The sequence below is a fragment of the Sphaerisporangium rubeum genome, assembly GCF_014207705.1.
GTDB classification, from domain to species: Bacteria; Actinomycetota; Actinomycetes; order Streptosporangiales; family Streptosporangiaceae; genus Sphaerisporangium; species Sphaerisporangium rubeum.
Genome location: NZ_JACHIU010000001.1, coordinates 173,385 through 193,177, shown reverse-complemented (window position 1 = coordinate 193,177; position 19,793 = coordinate 173,385). Strand labels below are relative to the sequence as shown.

Below are 19,793 nucleotides of genomic sequence, written 5' to 3'. Positions count from 1 at the left end.
GCCGGACACGGAACATCGAATCAAAGAGGCGAGGGCCCTCGCCTGTCGGCCTGGTGGGGAACTAGGGGGCTGAACGATCGATATGTCTGGTCACGGTTGGAGTAAGGTACCGGTCGGAATCGATGCACGGCGGTGGGTGACGCGCCGGGATTGCAAGCAATTGCTGTTCGTCGTGCACACGGTCACGTCGGGACAGCGGCTGCGGGACGCGCTGCGGCTCGTGGAATCCGATCTTCGAATTCAGGTGATTTTCACAGCGGCGCCTGACGTCTTCAGCAACGGGGTGCGTGAATTCATCAAAAGCCTCGGCGTCATGTCGCTGCCGTGGGAGCACGCCACGCGGCAGCCGTTCGACCTCGCGATCGCGGCCAGCCTCGGGGGGCTGCACGAGGTGCACGCGCCGTTGATCGTCATGCCGCACGGTGCGGGGTTCAACAAGCTGCCGGCGCGCGGGAACGGTGCGGCGGTCGCGACGGATCGCGTGCCGTACGGGCTGGACGCGCAGCGGCTGGTGCACAACGGGGTGGTGCTGCCTGCCGCGATCGCGTTGCAGCACCGGTCGCAGGTGGAGCGGCTCGGCAGGTCGTGTCCTGAGGCGTTGCCGGCGGCCGAGGTGGTGGGGGACTTCGCCTACGACCGGCTGGTCATGAGCATGCAGCATCGTGCGCTTTACCGGCAGGCGCTCGGTGTGGGGCACGACCAGAAGGTGGTGGTGGTGACCTCGACGTGGGGGCCGGAGTCGTTGTTCGGACGGCGCTCGGAGTTGTACGAGCGTCTGATGGAGGAGCTGCCACCCAAGGAGTACCGGGTGGTGGCCCTGTTCCATCCGAACGTGTGGTTCGCGCACGGCATCTGGCAGATCAAGGCATGGCTGGCCGGCTGCATGCGCGAAGGTCTCAGCCTGGTGTCCCCCGACGCGCACTGGGAGGGCCCGATCGCGGCGGCCGACCTGGTCATCGGGGACCACGGCTCGGTCACCCTGTACGGGGCCGTCGCCGGAGTCCCGATCATGCTGGCGGAATTCTCCAGCTCCGAGGTGGACCCGGCGTCCCCGGCCGCGCACCTGGCGTCGTTCGCGCCGCGGGTGTCCCGGCGAGGCTCGTTGCACGGCCAGCTGCACCGGGCCGTCGCGGACTTCCGGCCGGAGAGATACCGCGAGCTCGCGGACGGCATCACCTCGGCCCCCGGCCGGTTCGACCGCAACATGCGGCAGCTCATGTACCGGTTGCTCCAGTTACGGGAGCCACCGACCATTCCGGCCACCGGCCCGGCGTATCCGCCCTTCCTGGTCGACTAGACCGTCGAAACGGAGTCAGACAATGTGGGAGAAACTCGTCACGGCTCACCTGTTCCGGCTGGAGCAGGCACTCGACCTCAGCCGGCTCCCCGCGAACGGCGCGGCCCCGCCGGGAACGCCTGCGGTGCTGGTCATCCCGCGCGGCGGGCCGCTGAGAGAGCCGCACCTGATGATCCTCAGCGTCACGTGCGGGCTGCGCGGCACACCGCCGGGAGTACGGATGTTCGGGGGCACGCACATCGTCGCGCAGTTGAACAGCGCGGCCGAGAAATGGTGCGGGGTCGCCGATGTGCTGGTCGGCCGGGACAGGCGGGCCCTGCCGTTACGGCCGGGTGGCGTCGCGCGAGTGCTCGACAGATACCCGGGGTGCGAGGTCGCCGTGGACCGGCGCAGGCACGGGCACCTCGCGGGACTGCGCGACGGCAGGGTCGTCTCGATCAGCGAGGAGGGCCGATTCTCGTCCCTCTCGCGTCCGTGGCCCGGGTTGTACGGGTCGCTGCTGTACGGGTGGCTGGTCGCCGAGATGCCGTTCGACGGGCTGACCGAGGCCTCGGTGATCGTCGGCCGGTACTCCGGGCCGGACTCGGGACGGCCGAGGTGTTTCGAGGTCGCGGGCCGGGTGCGGTTCGGCGTCACCCGGAACGTTCGCGGCATGGTGAGGGGGTAGCGCCATGGGACGGTCCATCGTGGTCGCGGGTGCGGTGAGTTTCTACATGTCGCTCGGCGTCGAGGAGTTCCCGCTGCCGTACACGCCGACAGCCTTGCCCCGCTGGTTCGCCACCGGAGTGGCAGGCGCGGGAGGACACATCGCGCGGGTTCTGCGGACCCTCGGGGACGACGTGCGGTTGTGCTCGGTGATAGGACGCGACCTGCTCGGCACCGGGATGCGGGCCGAACTCGGCCGGCTCGGGCTGGACGGGCCGGGGATCGTGGAGAGCGAACGGTCGTCGGCGGGGGTGGTGCTGGTCGGGCCGGACGGTCCACGCATGGGGTTCCCGTACCTCGAACCGGTCAACGGGGTCGACTACCCGCCGACGGCGTTCGAGGCGCTGGCTCGTGACGCCGGTCTGCTGGTCCTGACCAACGCCAAGTTCGTCCGGCCGCTGGTGCCGCACGCGGCCCGCCTCGGGATACCCATCGCCGTTGACACCCATCTCATCGCGGACCTGGACGACCCGTACAACCAGCCGTGGCTGGAGGCGGCCACGATCGTCTTCTGCAGCCATGAGCGGCTTCCGTGCTCCGCGGAGGCCTGGTCGGCGGCACTGCTGCGACGGTACCCGCGTTGTGCCGTCGTCGGTGTGGGACTCGGGGCACGCGGTGTGTTGGTGGCGCTGAGGGACGGCCGGCTGGTGCGGGTGGAGGCCGTCGCCCCGCGCGGGGTGGTCAACACGTGCGGCGCGGGTGACGCCTTGTTCTCCACGTTTCTGCACTTCGTGTGCCGGTACGGCGATCCGGTGCGTGCGGCGCGGCACGCGGTGACACACGCCGGCTGGAAGATCGGTCACCAGGCGCCTGTCGCGGCTTCTCTCACGTACCAGGAGCTGTCGGCTCTGGTGGAGTCGCACGGCCCCCGCGTGTCGGTGTGTCACGTGGGCTCGCGAGAAGATGAGGGGAGCCGGTCGGCCGGCGGATGTTCATCCGTCGCCGAGCCGTGACAGCAGTTCCGCCAGCCGGTCGCTGCGGGCACCGGCTTTCACCAGCAGGTTCTGCGCACTGAGGAAATGCTGATGTGCCTCAGTCCGTCGTCCCAGGCGCAGGGCCAGCTCACCGAGGGCCTCCAGGGCTCGCGCCTGGCCGTGCACGGAGCCGAGGTCGCGCATCCCCTGGAGGCCCTGCTCAAGCAGCGTGGCCGCGGTCTCCGGCCCGGCGAACTGTGCGCGGCCGAGCAGGATGAGCACCCGGGCACGGCTGTACCTGTCGTCCACCGCCTCCAGCAGCCGCTGCGCCTCACCGAGGTGCCCGAGTGCCGCCTGCTCGTCTCCACCGCGAAGGAGCGCGTCGGCGAGGTCGCAGGCGGTGATCGCCGTTCTGCGGACGTCTCCCAGTGCGCGGTAGTCGTCCAATGCCTGCCGGAAGAGCGCGGCGGCCTGGCTGGATCGTTCCCGGTCGAGCTCGATGATCGCGAGCCTGCGGCGGCTGCCGGCGATCCGGCCTCGCTCCCCGAGGCTGGTCCAGATCTCCAGGGCCTGTTCGAAGTACTGGACCGCCTTCTCCGTGTGGCCGAGCGCGCGCTGGGCCAGGCCGACACGGTTCAGCATCTTGGCCTCGCCGTACCGGTTGCCGTCGGCCTGCGCCGCGCGCATGCCCAGCAGGTCGATCTCCAGCCGTTCGGCGTAGTGACCGCGGTGGACGAACAGCGGCCACATGGCGTCCACCAGTTCCCACGCGGTACGCGACATGCCGAGGTCCACGGCGGCCCGCACCGCGGCACGCAGATTGCCGAACTCGTGGTCCAGCCAGTCGAGGGCCTGCGTGGGTGCGGTGAACGTGTGACCCTCCGCCGGCTCGCCTTCCAGGCTGTGCCAGGCGAGGCGGTACGGCATGATCGTGCGGCTCGCCGTCCAGGTCGTGGTCAGGTACCGGTCGAGGACACGGCGCATGACCGATTCACGGGTCTCGGCGGAGTCCTCCTGTACGGCCAGTTCCCTGGCGTGCAGCCGGGTGAGGTCGTGGAACCGGTAGGAGCCGCCGGTTGCGTCGTCGAGCATGTTGGCGTCGACGAGGACGGCGATCAGGTCACCGGTCTGTGTGCGCGGGACGTCGAGGGCCGCGGCCGCCGTCCAGTCGTCGAAGGTGGATCCGGGTAGGAGACCGAGGAGCCGGTACGCGCGGGCCGCGTCTGGAGGCAGGTTGCGGTAGGAGAGGGTCAGTGCGGCGCGGATCGGCATCTCGTCCTCCAGGGGCAGCTCGATGAGGCGCCGACGTTCCTGTGTGAGGGCTTCGACCATCTCGGCCAGGGCCCAGCGTGGCCGGGTGGCGAGGCGTGCCGCCATGACGCACAAGGCCAGGGGGAAACATGCGCACAGATCGACCAGCGCGAGTGCGGCCTCGTGTTCCCGGCGGACGCGGTCGTCTCCGAGGGTGCGGCTCAGGAGTTCCAGGGCCGACTCGTCGCTGAGGCGGTCGAGCTGGACGCCGACGGCTCCGCGGGAGCGCAGTCCCGCGAGACGCCGGCGGCTGGTGACGATGGTGACGCCGCCTGCGGACGACGGGAGCAGCGGGATGACCTGCGCGGCGGACAGCGCGTCGTCGAGTACGACGATGAGGCGGCGGTCGCTCACCAGCGACTGATAGAGGGCCGCTCGTTCGGCGAGTCCGCCGGGTATGCGATCGGGTGGCATGCCGAAAGCGCGGATGAACAGGCCGAGCACCTCGGCAGGCTCCACGGGATCGTCGGCGGCGTGGCCCCGCAGGTTCGCGTAGAGCTGGCCGTCGGGGAACTCCTTGCGAGCCTGGTGTGCCCAGTGCAGCGCCATCGCGGTCTTGCCGATGCCTGCCGGTCCGCTCACCACGGCGATCCGCGGTGTTTCCGCGGCGTCACCGGAGCGCAGTGCGTCGAGCATGCTCAGCGAATTGGTCCGGCCGATCAATATTCCCGGCGCAGGAAGTTGCGCGGGAGTGGGGAACGCGGCGGCTTGGTGGTGCACATGAATTCCACCGTGAACGTCACGTGCCTGAACGAGGTGGCCGTGAACTGTGCCGCTCGTCTCATTGACGTGACCGTTCGGTCCGCGCTCTCCTCGATGGGAACCGATGATCGCTCCGGTGGGGGTGAGCAGCCCACCGGCCCACCGCATGTGGACCGGAATTACCAGTGCCGAATGACCGACTACGCCGTTACATGGTCCTGAAATCCGAAAGTCTCGTCAACCCGCCGCTAAGACCATTGCATTATGGCGTTGCCTCTATATTGCGATTTCGCAGCCGTTTCTGTGACAGATGAGGCGAGAGGTTTTCCTGTGACATGTCCGATAGGACGATGATGCCTGATTCACCGTCACAGGGCAAATTCACCGCGCGAAGCGACTGCCGGTCATGGATCGGTGCGAGGATCCAGACCACATGGATATTTCATGACGAAGTCAGTGACGGCTGGTGGCACGGGCACGGCCGCCGTGCAAGTAGGCGTCGAACCAGTCGATGGTGCGGCGGAGGCCGTCCAGGTGGTCGATCCGGGGGTGCCAGCCCAGGTGTTTGCCGGCGAGGGTTATGTCGGGGCAGCGGATGGCGGGGTCGTCTTCTGGACGGGTTATGTAGTGGATGGGGGAGGTTGAGCCGGTCAGGTCGCGGATGGTTTCCGCCAGGTGGAGGATGGACATTTCGGTGGGGTTGCCGATGTTGACGGGGCCTGCGTAATCGCTGTCGGCCAAGGCGAGGATGGCGTCTATGGTGTCGTCCACGTAGCAGATGGAGCGGGTCTGGGTGCCGTCGCCGGTGACGGTCAGGGGTTCGCCGTTGAGGGCCTGGCGGATGAAGGTGGGGACGGCGCGGCCGTCGTAGGGGCGCATTCTGGGGCCGTAGGTGTTGAAGATGCGGGCTATGGCGGTGTCGGTGCCGTGTGCGGTGCGGTAGGCGGTGGTGAGGGATTCGGCGAAACGTTTGGCTTCGTCGTACACGCTTCTGGGTCCTACCGGGTTGACGTTGCCCCAGTATGTTTCGCGCTGGGGGTGTTCCATGGGGTCGCCGTAGACCTCGCTGGTGGAGGCGAGGACGAAACGGGCCTCTTTTTCCTTGGCCAGGCCTAAGGCGTGCAGGGTGCCTATGCTGCCGACCTTCAGGGTCTCTATGGGGTAGCGCAGGTAGTCGAAGGGGGAGGCGGCGGAGGCGAAATGGAGGACCATGTCGACGTCGCCTGCGACGTGGACGAAACCGGTGATGTCGCATTCCACCAGGCGGAACGGGGGGCGGCCGAGCAGGTGGGAGACGTTTCGGGGGGAGCCGGTGAGGAAGTTGTCGACGCAGATCACCGTGTCGCCGCGGTCGAGCAGGCGTTCGCACAAGTGAGCGCCTAGGAAACCGGCGCCTCCGGTCACGACGATCCTCATTCGGGTACTTCCTTCCGGAAATGGCGGCGCGCGCCGGCCGCTCGGGTCTGTTCCCGGTGCGCCTGGCGAGGGTCACCTTGAGGGCCTGGACACCGATCGGGGCACAAGGAATGCCAGGCATGGCATGGTGCGGACACTTCCGACTACCTGGAGGAGGGGGGTTCAAACAGGTGCTGAGGCGGTCGGAGGTGCCGCGGGGGGAAAGAGCTGCGCTTCTTTACGGAAAGTAGTTGTTAGTCACGGGACCGGCGGGGTATCGGAAGCCGATGCCGATCTATGCCCGGCCCGCCGCGGTGCTGTTCGACCGGGACGGGACTTTGGTCGTCGACGTTCCCTTCAACACCGATCCCGACCTGGTGCGGCCGTTCCCCGGGGCCAAGGAGGCGCTTGACCGGCTGAGAAGAGCGGGGATCCCGATCGGCGTGGTGACCAACCAGGCGGGGGTCGCGCGGGGTTTGATCGGGGAGGACGCGCTGCGGGAGGTGAACATGCGGGTCGAGCAGTTGCTGGGGCCGTTCGACGTGTGGATGGTGTGTCCGCACGACGACGGTGACGGGTGTGACTGCAGGAAGCCGATGCCGGGGATGGTGCGGGGTGCGGCGGCGGCACTCGGTGTCGCGCCTGAGGACTGTGTGGTGATCGGGGACATCGGCCGGGACATGGAGGCGGCGCGTGCGGCGGGGGCCAGAGGCATCCTGGTGCCGACGCCGGTGACGTCGCCGGACGATGTGGCGGCGGCGGCCGAGGTGGTCGCCGACCTGAGCGCGGCGGTGGACGCGGTGCTGCGATGAGGGTGCTGCGATGAGGGTGCTGCTCTGGCATGTGCACGGGTCGTGGACGACGGCGTTCGTGCAGGGTGGTCACGAGTACGTCGTGCCGCTGGTTCCCGGCAGGGGGCCGGACGGACGGGGTCGAGCGCGGACGTACGTGTGGCCGGGGTCGGTGCGTGAGGTGCCGGCCGATCGGCTGCGTGAGGAGGAGCCCGACGTCGTCGTGCTGCAACGGCCGCACGAGATCGAACTGGCCGAGCGCTGGCTGGGCCGTCGTCCAGGGGTGGACGTGCCGGCGGTGTACGTGGAGCACAACGCGCCGGCGGGGGACGTGCCGCGTACCGTGCATCCGCTGGCCGGCAGGGACGACATCCCTTTGGTGCACGTGACGCATTTCAACGACCTGTTCTGGGACAGCGGCCGTGCGCCGGCCCGGGTCATCGAGCACGGTGTCGTCGACCCGGGGCACCGCTACACCGGTGAGCTGCCCCGCGCGGGGGTCGTGGTCAACGAACCGGTGCGGCGTGCGCGGGTCACGGGGACCGATCTGCTGCCGGGGTTCGCGGAAGCCGTGCCGCTGGACGTGTTCGGCATGAAGGTCACCGGGCTTCCCTACGACACGTTCGAGGACCTGCCGCAGCACGCGATGCACGCCGAGCTGGCCCGCCGCCGGGTCTACCTGCATCCGTACCGCTGGACGTCGCTCGGCCTCTCTCTGATCGAGGCCATGCTGCTCGGCATGCCGGTGGTGGCCCTTGCCTGCACCGAGGCGGTGGAGGCCGTACCGGCCGAGGCGGGGGTGGTGTCCACGAGGGTCGCGACGCTGACGGCGGCCCTGGCGTCGTTCGCGGCCGATCCGGCGCGCGCCGCGCAGGCGGGGAAGGCGGCACGCGCCGCCGCGCTGAGCCGGTACGGTCTGACGCGGTTTCTTCAGGACTGGGACGCGTTGCTGTGCGAGGTGCGCCGGTAGAGCTCGGTCAGCGGAGGCAGTTCATCGAAGGGGACGGTGAGGCGCACGCCGTCCGCGCCGGCCGACCCGACGGCGGACCAGGGGACGTAGCGGCTCCCCCGGTGCAGCCGGCGGATGATCACGCGGACCAGCAGCGGCGCCTGGCCGCCGGGGCCGCGTTCGTACCCGAACAGCTGGCCGGTGTGCCGCGGCACCACGACGAACCCCGCCACCTGGAACGCCTGTCCCGTCTCGTCGAGCAGCGGCCCGTCCTGGGTCAGCCGCACGTCCGCCACCTGGCCGGCCGTGGCTCCGGACGCGTCGGTGACCTGGAGCCCGATCAGCGCGCTGAGCCGTCCCCTGCCTGGTGTGTTCTCGCCGGGATGCTCGTGTCCCTCGGCGGTGTCAGTCGCGGCGTCCCCGCTCCCCGGGATGCGGGAGACGATGTTGTCCCTGGCCCACCGCTCCAGCGCCGGGTGGCCGGGTTCGCCTCCGACCTGGACCGCGCTGCCGATCTGTGACACCAGCGACATGGGGATGCGGCGCGGCGCGGGGTCCTCCTCGGGCCGCAGCAGCCGGGTGACGGCGGTCATCAGCGCGCCGGGGACGCCGCCGACGCGCGGCCCGAGCGCCAGCGGCCCGTACAGCAGGGCCGTGACGTACGGCCGGCCGCCGGCGTCGAGCGCCGTCTCCAGGTCGTCGACCTTGCACACCATGCGGCCGTCGCGGGCCCGTACCACCTGCCGGTCCAGCAGGTGGAGCTGCGCGTGCAGCACTCTGGCCGTCTCGGTCATTGACCCGCCTTCGTCGCGATCATCAGCGGTACGGCCGCCGCGGCGACCACCAGCAGCAGCACCATGTACACGGTGCCGAGCGCGTTGGAGAACCGGCCGTTGACCTGGTCCCCCATGTAGTCCGGGTCGTTGGCGATCATCAGCACCGGCAGGTACGTCAGGGGCAGCGCCATCGCGGAGAACACCAGCGAGTACTCGGTCACCTTGATCGGGTCCACGGTGGTGAGCACGAGCGCGACGGCGACGATCGTGACGACGAGCACCACCACGTGGAACCGCGCGGCGTCCCGCGGCCGGACGAACTTGCCCCACTGCCAGCCGAAGTACTGGCTGATCGTGTACCCCGACGACAGCGCCGTCTCGAGCGTGGCGCCGAAGGTCGCGGCGAACACCCCGAAGATGACCAGCGCCAGCCCGATCTGCCCGAGCCCGAGACCCACCGGCAGCAGCATCTGGTCGAGCGATTCGACCTGGATCCCGGCCGGCAGGAACACCGTGGCCGCGCAGGCGGCGATGGCCAGGGACAGGAACCCGCCGAGCGGGAAGCCCACGAACACGTTGGCCCGCGAGGTCACGAGGTCCTTGCGTGTCCAGCGTTCCTCGACGCCGCCGGAGGAGAAGAAGAACACCTCGTACGGCGTCATGGCGCCGCCGAGCAGCGCGATGGCGTAGTACCAGTAGGTCGGTATGCCTTCGTCCGGCGGCGGACGTACCGTCTGGTGCGCCAGCGTGCCCCACTCGGGGCCGAGTTTCCACACCGCGACGGCGAACACCACCAGGGCCAGCCCGGCGAGCCCGAAGACCCGCTCCATGGTCTCGAACCGCACCCGCCACATCATGAGCCACGCCACCAGCCCCACACCCGGCACCCACAGCAGGTAGTCGATCCCGGTGGCCAGTTCGAGCGCCAGCGCGGCGCCGCCGATCTCCGCGGCGAGGGTGAGCACGTTGATGAAGAACGACGCCCCGAGGTTGGTCAGCCCGGCCCGCGGTCCGAGCCGTTCGCGTACGAGGTCGAACACCGGCCGCTGCGAGGCGACCGCGATCCGGCCGGACATCTCGGCGAACAGGCAGATGCCGATGACCCCGACCAGCACGACCCAGGCGAGCGACATGCCGAACCGCGCGCCGACCAGCGCGTTCGCGACCAGGTCCCCGATGTCGACGAACCCGCCGAACGCGGTGAGTATGCCGAGCGTGACCGCGAAGAGCTTCTTCACCGTACGGCCCCCGTCGTGGCCCGTTCGGCGGCGGCTCGCGCGCGCTTCCCGCCCTTCACTGGTAGGTCTCCTCGACCCTCCTGAGCCGTTCGGCGATCTCCCCCAGCTCACGGCCCGCCGAGGCGGGGTCGCCGATGCCGTCCCTCTTGACCTGGATGAGCAGGTCCTGGGCCTTCACCTCGGCCTCCGAGGTGAGGTCGGTGACCTCGGTGCGCAGCCGGTCGGCTTCGCCTGACGGCGGCTGCACCGCGCCGAACTGGTCGTTCACCGTGCCGAGGTCGTCCACCACGCGGGTGAGCAGCGTCTTCAGGTACGGCCCGGTGAGCCGGTCCTCGGCCTCGACCGCCAGCCGCGCCAGGTCCACGGTGGACGCCGCCGCTTCGGCCGTCGCCGCGGCCTTCAGTTCGTAGTCCCGCTCTCCCCAGGCCGGCGCGACGCAGCCGCCGAGCGCGACCACCAGCACGGCGACGAGGACGGCCCGCGCGCTCATACCCTCCCCCGTAGCAGGAAGTACGCGAGCGCGCCGACCATCGCGATCAGCTGCCCCCAGGCGAGCAGCAGCACCAGCCCTTCGTCCAGCACGCCACACCGCCTGCCCTCGCAGGGGGAAGCCATGCCGTTTCCCGGAATGTCACAGCCGCCTGGTACACCGGACCCATGGGTGTGACCATCGATGAGTTCCTCGGCATTCTGGACCGGCTTCCCGAGGTGCGGCAGGTCCCTGGCGGTGACTGGGTGGCGATGAAGGTCCGGGACAAGGGCTTCGGCTACCTGTGGGAGCGCACCGAGACCGTGGGGCTCAAAGCCACCATCGACGAGCAGATCGCGCTCGTCTCCGAGCGTCCCGACGTCTTCGAGAAGCAGTTCACCACCGACCGCTTCGGCTGGGTCGTGGTCCACCTCGCCAAGATCGAGCTCGACGAGCTGACCGAGCTCGTCACCGAGGCCTGGTACCTGACGGCCCCCAAGTCCCTGGCGGACACCTATGAGTTCCCTGCCGCTACCGGAGAGGCACTGCCGGGTTGATTCGGATAAAATTCGTGTAAAGCCACATACCACCTCAAATGCCGCAGGTCATACCATTCCTCTGCGCGGTCGCCGTGGCCGCGTCTGGCCGTCGTGAACCGCCGAGGAGAGCTGAGATGGGGCCGATGGACCGCCGTGGACGGGTCTGGGAGGCGCTGCGCGCGCCGGTGTGGCTCTATCGGCTGGGGCTCGGGTGGACGCTCGGACGGCGGGTGCTCTACCTGGTGACGCGGAGGGCCGGCACGGAGACGGCCGCGGAGAGCACGTTGAAGGTCGTGCATCTCGACCGGGCCGAGGGCACGGTGTACGTCGTGGGGGACGGCAGCGACTGGTACCGCGACCTGCAGGCGGGTCCGGCGGTGGAGATACGCCTCGGCAGGCGGCGGTTGCCGCGGCCGGCGCACCGGTTCCTCACACCGGAGGAATGCCGGTCGATGCTGGTACGGCACGGGGGACGGCACCGGTGGACGTGGCGGGAGGCCGGACGGCTGCGCGGCCCCTCCGGCGCGGCGCGGCCGCGTGGGGTGCGGGCCGTCGCGTTCCGGCCGGACCACTCCTGAATCACGGCCGGGCCGCATGATCGAGGGGGTGCCCTGACGGCGGCACCACCCACCTGAGCCGGTAGCGTTTGTGAGGAACGTCCCGGTGGGCCCGCGGGGTTCGGGCCGCCATTCTGGCGAGAGATGGGTTCCAGGGTCATGAGCAAGGCGTCCCGGCAGTCGGCGCGCGATCGCCTGCGCGAGGAGCGGATCCGGCAGCAACAGCAGGACAAACGGCGCCGTCTGCTGCTGATCGGCCTTGTGGTCGCCGTGGTGATCGCCGTGGTGGCCGGCGGGGTCGTCTACTCGTTGAACCGCGCGGAGCCGAGCCGGTACGCCGGCGAACTCGCCCCTGTCACCGTCGACCCGGCGCAGGTCACGGCGACCATGGCGAAGCCGGGGGTCACCACGCCGGTGCTGGACGTCTACGAGGACTTCCAGTGCCCCATCTGCAAGGAGTTCGAGCACACGAGCTCCGGTGTCATCAAGGAGTTCGCCGCGCAGGGCAAGATCAAGGTCGTCTACCACCTGCTCGCGTTCGTGAACCCCGAGGGCTCGCTGCGGGCCGCCGCCGCGTCGATGTGCGTGCCGGGGGACTCCTGGATGCGGTTCCACGACGCGGTCTTCACCAAGCAGCCGGACGAGCGTACGGCGCTGACCGTCGGCGACCTGAAGGGCTTCGCCGGCGACGCGGGGATCACCGACTCGTCGGTCCTGTCGTGCATGGACTCCCAGCAGCACGCGGCGACGGTCCGGCAGCGGACCGACGCGACGTTCAAGGACGGCAAGGTCAACGGCACGCCGGCGCTGTTCCTGGACGGCCGGGCCCTCAGCACCGGCGAGACGCTGTCGGCCGACGGCCTGCGCCAGGCGCTCACCGAGGCCACCAAGGGCTGACCGGCCGGACCGGGCCGGTCAGCGCAGTGCCGGGATGCCGACGGCGAGCGCGGACAGGGCCCGGACGAGCGTCGGCCGGAAGGCGGGGCAGGCGGCCGCGATGTCGGGGTCCTCGGCGTAGAGCCGGCTGAGGACCGGCGAGGGGTTGGCCATCGGGTAGAGGGTGCCGGCCAGCGCACTGGCGGCACCGGCCAGCTCGGCGCCTTCGCCGGCGGTGAGGCCGGCGCCGCTCGCGGCGATGGCCGTGCCGAGGTCGTCGACGACGCCGAGCACGACGCGTTTGAACGCGCGGGCCGCCTCCAGGGAGACGTTGTACTCCAGGCTGAGGGACGCGTGGCCGATCAGGTCGCACAGCAGGGGCCGGGACTCCAGGGTGCCGGCGAGCGTGGCGACGACGCCGGACGCGCCGGACGTGGGGCCGAGCTTGGAGACGACGTCGTCGCGCCAGGCGCGCCACTCCTCCGCCGCGAGCTCCAGGTAGATCTCCTCGCGGGTGCCGAAGTAGCGGATGACGTTGGACTTGGCCAGCCCGACGGCGCTCGCGACGCCGCCGAGGCTGACGTCGCGCACCCCGTGCCGTACGGCGAGGTCTCTGGCCGCGTCGAGGATGGCCTCCCGCCGCTGGAGCTTCTGCTCGGGCCGCCTGGCCCGGGCGAACGGTGCCTGCTTCATGTCCACGCAAGCATACGACTCCGTGGGGACATTCTCCCAGCTTAAAAGAACGACGTTCTCTTGTTAAGGATACGGCGTTCTGTTAGCGTCCCCTGGGGAGGCGGAAAGCCCGCTGATGGAGGAAACGTGGTCGAGGTACGCATACGGGTCAACGGCGTCACCACGCCGCTCGACCTGCAACCGGAGGTCAGCCTGCTCGACGCGTTGCGCGAGCATCTCGGCCTCACCGGCACCAAGAAGGGCTGCGACCAAGGCGCGTGCGGCGCCTGCACGGTCCTGGTGGACGGGACGAGGATCAACTCCTGCCTGGCGCTCGCCGTGCAGTACGACGGCCGCGAGATCACCACGGTCGAGGGCCTCGCGGCCGAGGGCCTGCGCGAGGCGTTCGTCGAGCACGACGGCTTCCAGTGCGGCTACTGCACCTCCGGCCAGCTCTGCTCGGCCGCCGGCATGCTCGCCGAGCACGCGGCAGGCGCGCCGAGCGCGGTCACCGAGCACCTGGCGGCCGGCCCGTGCGAGCTGTCGGAGCCCGAGATCCGCGAGCGCATGAGCGGCAACCTGTGCCGGTGCGGCGCCTACAACGGCATCGTCGCCGCGATCCGGCAGGTCGCGACGGCGGAGGGGGCCCGATGAGGACGTTCGACTACGTGAGCGCGCCGGACGTCGCGACGGCCGTGCGCGAGGTGGCCGAACGGCCGAACGCGCGGTTCCTCGGCGGCGGCACCAACCTCGTCGACCTCATGCGCGAGGGGGTCGAACGGCCGGACACCGTCATCGACATCACCCGCCTGCCGCTGTCGGCGATCGAGGAGCTGCCGGACGGAGGCCTGCGCATCGGCGCGCTGGTGCGCAACAGCCACGTCGCCGCGCACCCCGCGATCCGGGCTCGCTACCCGGTGCTGGCCCAGGCGATCCTGAGCGGCGCCTCGGCGCAGTTGCGCAACATGGCCACGGTCGGCGGCAACCTGATGCAACGCACCCGCTGCATGTACTTCTACGACGAGGCCGCCGCCTGTGGCCGCCGCGACCCCGGCGCCGGCTGCGACGCCGCCGGCGGTCTCACCCGAGGTCTCGCCGTGCTCGGCACGAGCGAGCACTGCGCCGCGACCCACCCCTCCGACATGTGTGTCGCGCTCGCCATGCTGGACGCCACCGTGGAGCTGGAGAGCGTGCGCGGCACCCGCCGCGTCCCCCTCGGCGACTTCCACCGGCTGCCGGGGGACACCCCGCACATCGAGACGGTGAAGGCCGCCGACGAGTTGATCACCGCGGTCGAGCTGCCGGCGCTGCCGATCGCGGCCGTGTCCCGCTACCGCAAGGTCCGCGACCGCGCGTCGTACGCGTTCGCGCTGGTCTCGGTGGCCGCCGCGCTGGACGTCGGGGACGGCGCCGTGCGGGAGGCGCGGCTGGCGCTCGGCGGGGTGGCCCCGAAGCCGTGGCGCGCGCACGAGGCCGAGCGGGTGCTCACCGGGGCTCCGGCCACCGAGGAGACGTTCCTGCGGGCCGCCGACGCCGAGCTGGCCGCCGCCACCGGCGACGCGCACAACGGCTTCAAGATCGAGCTGGCTCGCCGCACCGTCGTCGCGACGCTGACGCGGCTGCTCACCGAGGGGAGCGCGGCATGACCCAGACCGAGACCCGGCCCGCGCCGGCCGCCGAGAGCTATGTCGGCAGGCCGCTGGACCGGGTGGACGGCACGGCCAAGACGACCGGCGCCGCGCTGTTCGCCGCCGAGTACCCCTACCCCGGCCTCACGCACGGCGCGCTGGTGCACGCCACGATCACCAGGGGCCGGATCACCCGCGTCGGCACCGAGCGGGCCGCCGCCGTACCCGGTGTGGTCGCCGTCCTCACCCACCTGAACGCGCCTGCGCTGAAGCCGGCGCCGAAGCCGACCCCCATGAACCCGAGCACGCTGGCGTCCGGCACGTCGGTGGCCTACCTCAACACCGACGAGGTCCACTGGAACGGCCAGCCGGTCGCGATGGTGGTCGCCGAGACCATCGGGGCCGCACGGCACGCCGCCACGCTGGTCGAGGTGACCTACGAGGAGTTCCCCGCCACGGTGGACTTCACCGCCGCCGAACCGGACGCCGTCCTCCAGAAGAGCGACCTGCTGTCGAGCGGCGAGGAGAGGAAGGGTGACGCGGAGGCCGCGCTCGCCGCGGCGCCGGTGTCGCTCGACCTGCGTTTCACCACGCCGCCGCAGAACCACAACGCCATCGAGCCGCACGCCACGACCGCCGTGTGGGACGGCGACCGGCTCACGGTGCACGACGCCACGCAGGGCATCGTCTGGGTCAGGGACCACCTGGCCGTGCGGTTCGGCGTGCCGGCCGCGAACATCCGCGTCATCGCGCCGTACGTCGGCGGCGGGTTCGGCGGCAAGGCGTCGGTCTGGGCCGGCACGCTGCTCACCGCGATGGCGGCCCGCGCGACCGGCCGTCCCGTGCGCATGATGCTCACCCGCGAAGGCGTGTACCGCACGGTCGGCGCGCGCACCCCGTCGGCGCAGCGCGTGGCGCTCGGCGCGCGGCCCGACGGCCGGCTGACCTCGCTGATCCACACGAGCGTCACCGCGAAGGGCCGGGTGGGTGGCGGCCCCGAGCAGGTGACGTCGCAGTCCCGCCACCTCTACGACGCCGAGAACATCCTGGTCAGGCAGAGCCTCGTCGACCTGGACATGCTCTCCAACGCGACCATGCGCGCGCCGGGTGAGGCGATCGGCACGTTCGCCGTCGAGGCGGCGATGGACGAGCTGGCGTACCGGCTCGGCCTGGACCCGATCGAGCTGCGCATGCGCAACGAGCCGGAGCGCAACCCGATCGACGGCAAGAGGTTCTCGCACCGCATGCTCCGCGAGGCGTACGCGCTCGGCGCCGACAGGTTCGGCTGGCGGGACCGCACACCGGAGCCGGGGTCCATGCGGGACGGCCGCTGGCTGGTCGGCATGGGGGTCGCGACGGCGTACCACCCCGCGTGGCTGTTCTGGGGGGACATCACGGTGCGGCTCTCGGCGGACGGCACGGTGCTCGTGCGGTGCGGGTTCCAGGAGATGGGGATGGGTGGCGCGACCGCGCACGCGCAGATCGCGGCCGACGCCATCGGTGTGCCGGTCGGCGCGGTGCGGGTCGAGTACGGCGACACCGACCTGCCGCCGGGGCCGCCGGCCGGCGGGTCGGGTCAGACCGCGGCCGTGGCGGCGGCGCTGCTCGAAGCGGTGGACAAGCTGAAGCGGTCGCTGCTGACCATGGCCAGAAGGTCGCCTGGCTCGCCGTTGCGTGGCCTGCGTCCGCGTGACGTCGTGGCGCGGGACGGCGGCCTGCATCCGGTCGCCGGCACCGGCGAGAGCTATACGGCGATCCTGGCCCGCGCGGGCCGCGACCACGCCGAGGCCGCCGTGGGGTCGCGGAGCAGGGTCGGTCAGGTGGCCGGCCAGGTGAGGTTCATGGCGCGGTTCCTGCGTGATCGGCGGCGGTTCGTGCGTGCCGCGTCCGGTGCGCAGTTCTGCGAGGTGCGGGTCGATCCGGACACCGGCGAGGTGCGGGTGACGCGCTGGACCGCGGCGTTCGACGTTGGCCGCGTGATCAACGCCAAGACGGTGGCGAGCCAGTTGCGCGGCGGCATCGTGATGGGGATCGGCATGGCGCTGTCGGAGGCCACGCTGGTCGACCCGCGCACGGGACGGATCATGAACCCGAGCCTGTCGGAGTACCACGTCCCGGTGCACGCCGACGTCCCCCCGATCGACGTGCACTGGCTGGACGATCCCGACCCCACGATGCCGCTCGGCCTGGTAGGCGTCGGCGAGGTCGGCATCACCGGCGTCGCCGCCGCGGTGGCCAACGCGGTGCATCACGCGACCGGCAGGCGCGTGCGCGACCTGCCGATCACGCTCGACAAGCTGCTCTGAGCGCCGTCACCCGCGGTGCAGGCGCCAGCCCGTGGCGCCGGCGCCGCCGGGGTGCACGGCGAAGGCGCGCAGTTCCATGGTGTGGCGGCCGTCCGGGCCCGTCAGCCACAGGTCGTCCGGTGCGGGGAGCATCTCGCTCACCGTCACCGGACCCGCGCCGCGCGCCACGTGCCGGTGGAACAGTTCCACCAGGTGGCGGCTGGTGAAGTCGAGCAGCAACGGCTTCGGCTCCTCCGGCGTGCGGTAGTACACCTGCTCCGGCATGCCGGACCGCGCGCGCCACTCGCGCGCGGCGCGCAGCAGCCCCCAGCCGCCGAGCCCGGCGTCCCACGGCAGGCCCGGCACCCGCCACCGTTCCCGCTGGTAGACGACACCGCCGACGGTGATCCTCGGGGTGTGCTCAGGCAGCGTGACGGGATGGTCCTCGACCGCCGGCAAGGTGAACGGCGCGAACGGGTCGAAGCCCGGCGCGCGGCGCAACTGGGGGTGCAGCAGCAGGGGGCCGTCGTCGTCGTACAGGGCCACCCCGTGGCCGTCCGCGCGCACGCGCAGCGCGGCCGCGGGAACGCCGCCGGGGCCGGGCAGGTGGGGTCGCAGCTCGATCAGGGTGTCGGCCAGCCGGTACGGGAAGATCTTGGTGCCGCGGCCGATGAGCACCTGGCCCACCCGCACCCCGGCGTCCGCGAACACCTTCGCGAGCAGCGCCGCCACCCGGTCGGGGTCGCCGGACTCACGGCGGAAGTGGTCGGTCGGGAACACCGACAGCAACGCCGGCGCGTGGCCCTCACCCACCACGAGCCGGAACCTCCCCTCGGCCGCCGCCTCGGGCCCGTCGGCCGCGAGCATCAGGTCGACCGAGGTGAACGACGGATGGCTCACGTCGTCGATCGCGGCGAGCGCGCCGGCCGACACGGCGGCCAGCCGCTCCGGGGCCAGCTCCACGTGCGGCGCGTCGCCGTGGCCGTCGAGCAGCCCGCGCAGCGCGCGGCCGAAGCCGGCGAGCGCGGTGTCCTCCGTGCCACCAACCGTGCCATCCACCGGGCCGCCAACCGGGCCGCCGTCCGGTACGGCCGCGGTGGCCGAGCGCAGGTAGCGCAGCAGCGGGACGTCGCCGCGAGGCGTGAGCGCGTCGAGCACCCGCCGGGCCTGCCGCCGCTGGTCGTGGCTCCGCAGCAGGGCCGCGGTGCGCCACAGCTCGATCACCGGGACCAGGTCGTCGCCGACGCGCCGCGCGGTGCCGCCGCCGAGCTCGAACCGCGCGAGGTCGCCTCTGCACTCCTCGAAGACCAGTGTCCGGTCGGCGTACATCGTCCCGCCACCGCGCCGCGCGGCCTCCCCCGACAGTTCCTCGTACCGCTCCTCCAGCCGCCGCAGCGCGGTCATCGCGGTGGTGCGCGGCTCGGCGGCGCACGCGGCGACGAGGCCGGTCAGCTCCTGCGCGGTGGAACTCCACTCCTTGACGGCCTGGTCGGCATCGTCGTCCACAGCCTGTGGACAACTCGCGAGCCAGCCGGCCACCGCCGCGAGCGGGTACGCGGTGTCCGGCGCGGCGGGTGGCGCGAAGACCAGCAGGCGGCGGTGGACGAGCGCCGCGACCCGGGCCGCGACCGACGTCCACGGCTCGCCGAGGTCCGCCGCGAGCTCGGCCACCCCGCGCGTGCCGTCGGCGGCCTCGATCAGTCGTACGTCCTCAGGGGACAGCGCCACGGCCCGGCCGGTGCCGGTGTGGGTCGCGCGGCCGTCCGCCACCTGGAAGGCCACCGAGCGGCGGGGCCGCAGGTGCGGACGCATGCGGGGGTCGGCGTGGACGGCGGCGGTCAGCGCGTCGGCGAGCCGCGCGGCGGCGAACACCGTGCGGGTCACCCGCGACGGGTCACGAACCACGCGCAGCGGCGCGGTCAGCCCGGGGTCCAGCCTGCCGTGGTTGACCGGGCCGTAGTGGCTGTTGGTCTCGTTCTTGGCGGCGAGGCGTTGCAGGTAGGCCGCGAGCCGCCGTTCCACCTGGCGCGCGTCCTTGGCCGATCCGGCGGCGTACTTGCGCAGGCTGTCGTGGAAGGCCGGACTGAGCAGCAAGATCGCGTCCTGCAGGCGCGGATCGGCGGCGACGGCCCTCAGCCGTTCACCGCACAGGGCCAGCTCGGCGGGGTGCGCGGCCTCGGCGCGCTCGGCCAGTTCCGCCGTCACCGCCAGCAGCCGGTTCCACTCGGTCAGCGCCTCGGTCAGCGCCTCGGTCGGTACGGCCGCGCCGTACGCCTCGGGGACGGCGACGGGACGGAAGCGGCCCACCGCCGCACGCTGCCTGCTGAGCAGCCGTCCCGCGGCCTTGTCACCGGCGGCGGCGCGCACCGCGGCGGGGAACGTGTCGCGCAGCAGCGTCGCACGGTGCTCACCGGCCGCGCGTTCCGCGGCGAGCACGGCGTCGATGGCCTCGGCCGACGCCGGCAGCCTCAGCTCCTCGACCGCCTCGTAGGGGAACCCGGTCGTGCGCACCACCAGGTGGTCGAGCAACGACCACGGAGCGGGACGTGGCAGGGCATGCGTCATCTGGGCCTCTTCACGGGGCTGGAGGAGTTCGCTGTCGCTAGCAGTAACTCTCCGAGCTTCGTGAGCCCCGGACCAGGTGAGACGATGTCAGCTAGTTGTCAGCCGCATGCCGGTTGCTGTCAGG

General features: G+C 71.4%; 19 protein-coding genes. 11 read left to right on the top strand and 8 right to left on the bottom strand.

Annotated elements, in window-relative coordinates:
- The first annotated feature begins 136 nt into the window (after positions 1 to 136).
- From BJ992_RS00900 to BJ992_RS00890, 3 genes are read left to right on the top strand one after another with little or no spacing between them, the layout of a single operon-like run.
- On the top strand, positions 137 to 1,297 hold the full coding sequence (locus BJ992_RS00900) for a hypothetical protein (RefSeq protein ID WP_343072435.1): 1,161 nt from the start codon (positions 137 to 139) through the stop codon (positions 1,295 to 1,297).
- Positions 1,298 to 1,319: 22 nt separating this feature from the next.
- Positions 1,320 to 1,964 carry a hypothetical protein gene (locus BJ992_RS00895; RefSeq protein WP_184978066.1) on the top strand — a complete coding sequence of 215 codons (645 nt, stop codon included), beginning with the start codon at positions 1,320 to 1,322 and terminating at the stop codon, positions 1,962 to 1,964.
- A gap of 4 nt (positions 1,965 to 1,968) precedes the next feature.
- The gene (locus BJ992_RS00890; RefSeq protein ID WP_184978065.1) at positions 1,969 to 2,955 is read left to right on the top strand and encodes a carbohydrate kinase family protein; all 987 of its coding nucleotides are present in this window, start codon (positions 1,969 to 1,971) and stop codon (positions 2,953 to 2,955) included.
- On the opposite strand, the gene BJ992_RS00885 is transcribed toward BJ992_RS00890, so the two are convergent.
- Together BJ992_RS00885 and BJ992_RS00880 are read right to left on the bottom strand one after the other, a co-directional pair.
- Positions 2,935 to 4,863, bottom strand: coding sequence for a tetratricopeptide repeat protein (locus tag BJ992_RS00885; protein ID WP_184978064.1), 1,929 nt, complete (start codon positions 4,861 to 4,863; stop codon positions 2,935 to 2,937). The two genes, BJ992_RS00890 and BJ992_RS00885, sit on opposite strands and share 21 nt — an antisense overlap.
- 519 nt (positions 4,864 to 5,382) lie before the next feature.
- Complete coding sequence (locus BJ992_RS00880; RefSeq protein ID WP_184978063.1) at positions 5,383 to 6,345, bottom strand: UDP-glucuronic acid decarboxylase family protein; 963 nt, start codon at positions 6,343 to 6,345, stop codon at positions 5,383 to 5,385.
- 266 nt (positions 6,346 to 6,611) lie between these two features.
- Here BJ992_RS00880 and BJ992_RS00875 point away from each other — a divergent pair, with 266 nt between their 5' ends.
- Positions 6,612 to 7,136, top strand: coding sequence for a D-glycero-alpha-D-manno-heptose-1,7-bisphosphate 7-phosphatase (locus BJ992_RS00875; RefSeq protein ID WP_184978062.1), 525 nt, complete (start codon positions 6,612 to 6,614; stop codon positions 7,134 to 7,136).
- 10 nt (positions 7,137 to 7,146) lie between these two features.
- Complete coding sequence (locus tag BJ992_RS00870) at positions 7,147 to 8,085, top strand: glycosyltransferase (protein WP_184978061.1); 939 nt, start codon at positions 7,147 to 7,149, stop codon at positions 8,083 to 8,085.
- On the opposite strand, the gene BJ992_RS00865 is transcribed toward BJ992_RS00870, so the two are convergent.
- From BJ992_RS00865 to BJ992_RS33560, 4 genes are read right to left on the bottom strand one after another with little or no spacing between them, the layout of a single operon-like run.
- A complete protein-coding gene (locus tag BJ992_RS00865; RefSeq protein ID WP_184978060.1) occupies positions 8,046 to 8,858 on the bottom strand; it encodes a hypothetical protein in 813 nt (270 codons plus the stop codon). The two genes, BJ992_RS00870 and BJ992_RS00865, sit on opposite strands and share 40 nt — an antisense overlap.
- Positions 8,855 to 10,078: a divalent metal cation transporter gene (locus tag BJ992_RS00860; RefSeq protein ID WP_184978059.1), complete on the bottom strand. Its 1,224-nt coding sequence runs from the start codon at positions 10,076 to 10,078 to the stop codon at positions 8,855 to 8,857. Before BJ992_RS00860 ends, BJ992_RS00865 begins: the two co-directional genes overlap by 4 nt.
- A gap of 55 nt (positions 10,079 to 10,133) precedes the next feature.
- The gene (locus tag BJ992_RS00855) at positions 10,134 to 10,568 is read right to left on the bottom strand and encodes a hypothetical protein (protein ID WP_184978058.1); all 435 of its coding nucleotides are present in this window, start codon (positions 10,566 to 10,568) and stop codon (positions 10,134 to 10,136) included.
- Complete coding sequence (locus BJ992_RS33560) at positions 10,565 to 10,693, bottom strand: hypothetical protein (protein ID WP_281390240.1); 129 nt, start codon at positions 10,691 to 10,693, stop codon at positions 10,565 to 10,567. The genes BJ992_RS00855 and BJ992_RS33560 overlap by 4 nt, the downstream gene beginning before the upstream one ends.
- A 42-nt stretch (positions 10,694 to 10,735) precedes the next feature.
- On the opposite strand from BJ992_RS33560, the gene BJ992_RS00850 reads away from it, so the two are divergent.
- The 3 genes from BJ992_RS00850 (at position 10,736) to BJ992_RS00840 (ending at position 12,540) form a co-directional block, all read left to right on the top strand.
- Positions 10,736 to 11,104: an MmcQ/YjbR family DNA-binding protein gene (locus BJ992_RS00850; protein ID WP_184978057.1), complete on the top strand. Its 369-nt coding sequence runs from the start codon at positions 10,736 to 10,738 to the stop codon at positions 11,102 to 11,104.
- Between the two features lie 116 nt (positions 11,105 to 11,220).
- Positions 11,221 to 11,664: a hypothetical protein gene (locus tag BJ992_RS00845; RefSeq protein ID WP_184978056.1), complete on the top strand. Its 444-nt coding sequence runs from the start codon at positions 11,221 to 11,223 to the stop codon at positions 11,662 to 11,664.
- A gap of 123 nt (positions 11,665 to 11,787) precedes the next feature.
- Complete coding sequence (locus BJ992_RS00840; protein WP_184978055.1) at positions 11,788 to 12,540, top strand: DsbA family protein; 753 nt, start codon at positions 11,788 to 11,790, stop codon at positions 12,538 to 12,540.
- 18 nt (positions 12,541 to 12,558) lie between these two features.
- Here BJ992_RS00840 and BJ992_RS00835 read toward each other — a convergent pair whose 3' ends face one another.
- Positions 12,559 to 13,212: a TetR/AcrR family transcriptional regulator gene (locus BJ992_RS00835; protein WP_184978054.1), complete on the bottom strand. Its 654-nt coding sequence runs from the start codon at positions 13,210 to 13,212 to the stop codon at positions 12,559 to 12,561.
- Between the two features lie 126 nt (positions 13,213 to 13,338).
- Between BJ992_RS00835 and BJ992_RS00830 the strand changes: the two genes are divergently transcribed.
- From BJ992_RS00830 to BJ992_RS00820, 3 genes are read left to right on the top strand one after another with little or no spacing between them, the layout of a single operon-like run.
- On the top strand, positions 13,339 to 13,845 hold the full coding sequence (locus BJ992_RS00830; protein ID WP_184978053.1) for a (2Fe-2S)-binding protein: 507 nt from the start codon (positions 13,339 to 13,341) through the stop codon (positions 13,843 to 13,845).
- The gene (locus tag BJ992_RS00825; protein ID WP_184978052.1) at positions 13,842 to 14,837 is read left to right on the top strand and encodes an FAD binding domain-containing protein; all 996 of its coding nucleotides are present in this window, start codon (positions 13,842 to 13,844) and stop codon (positions 14,835 to 14,837) included. The genes BJ992_RS00830 and BJ992_RS00825 overlap by 4 nt, the downstream gene beginning before the upstream one ends.
- Entirely contained in the window at positions 14,834 to 17,125 is a 2,292-nt protein-coding gene (locus tag BJ992_RS00820) for a xanthine dehydrogenase family protein molybdopterin-binding subunit (RefSeq protein WP_184978051.1), read from the top strand. Before BJ992_RS00825 ends, BJ992_RS00820 begins: the two co-directional genes overlap by 4 nt.
- A gap of 6 nt (positions 17,126 to 17,131) precedes the next feature.
- Here BJ992_RS00820 and BJ992_RS00815 read toward each other — a convergent pair whose 3' ends face one another.
- Positions 17,132 to 19,669 carry a lantibiotic dehydratase family protein gene (locus BJ992_RS00815; RefSeq protein WP_184978050.1) on the bottom strand — a complete coding sequence of 846 codons (2,538 nt, stop codon included), beginning with the start codon at positions 19,667 to 19,669 and terminating at the stop codon, positions 17,132 to 17,134.
- Positions 19,670 to 19,793 lie beyond the last annotated feature (124 nt).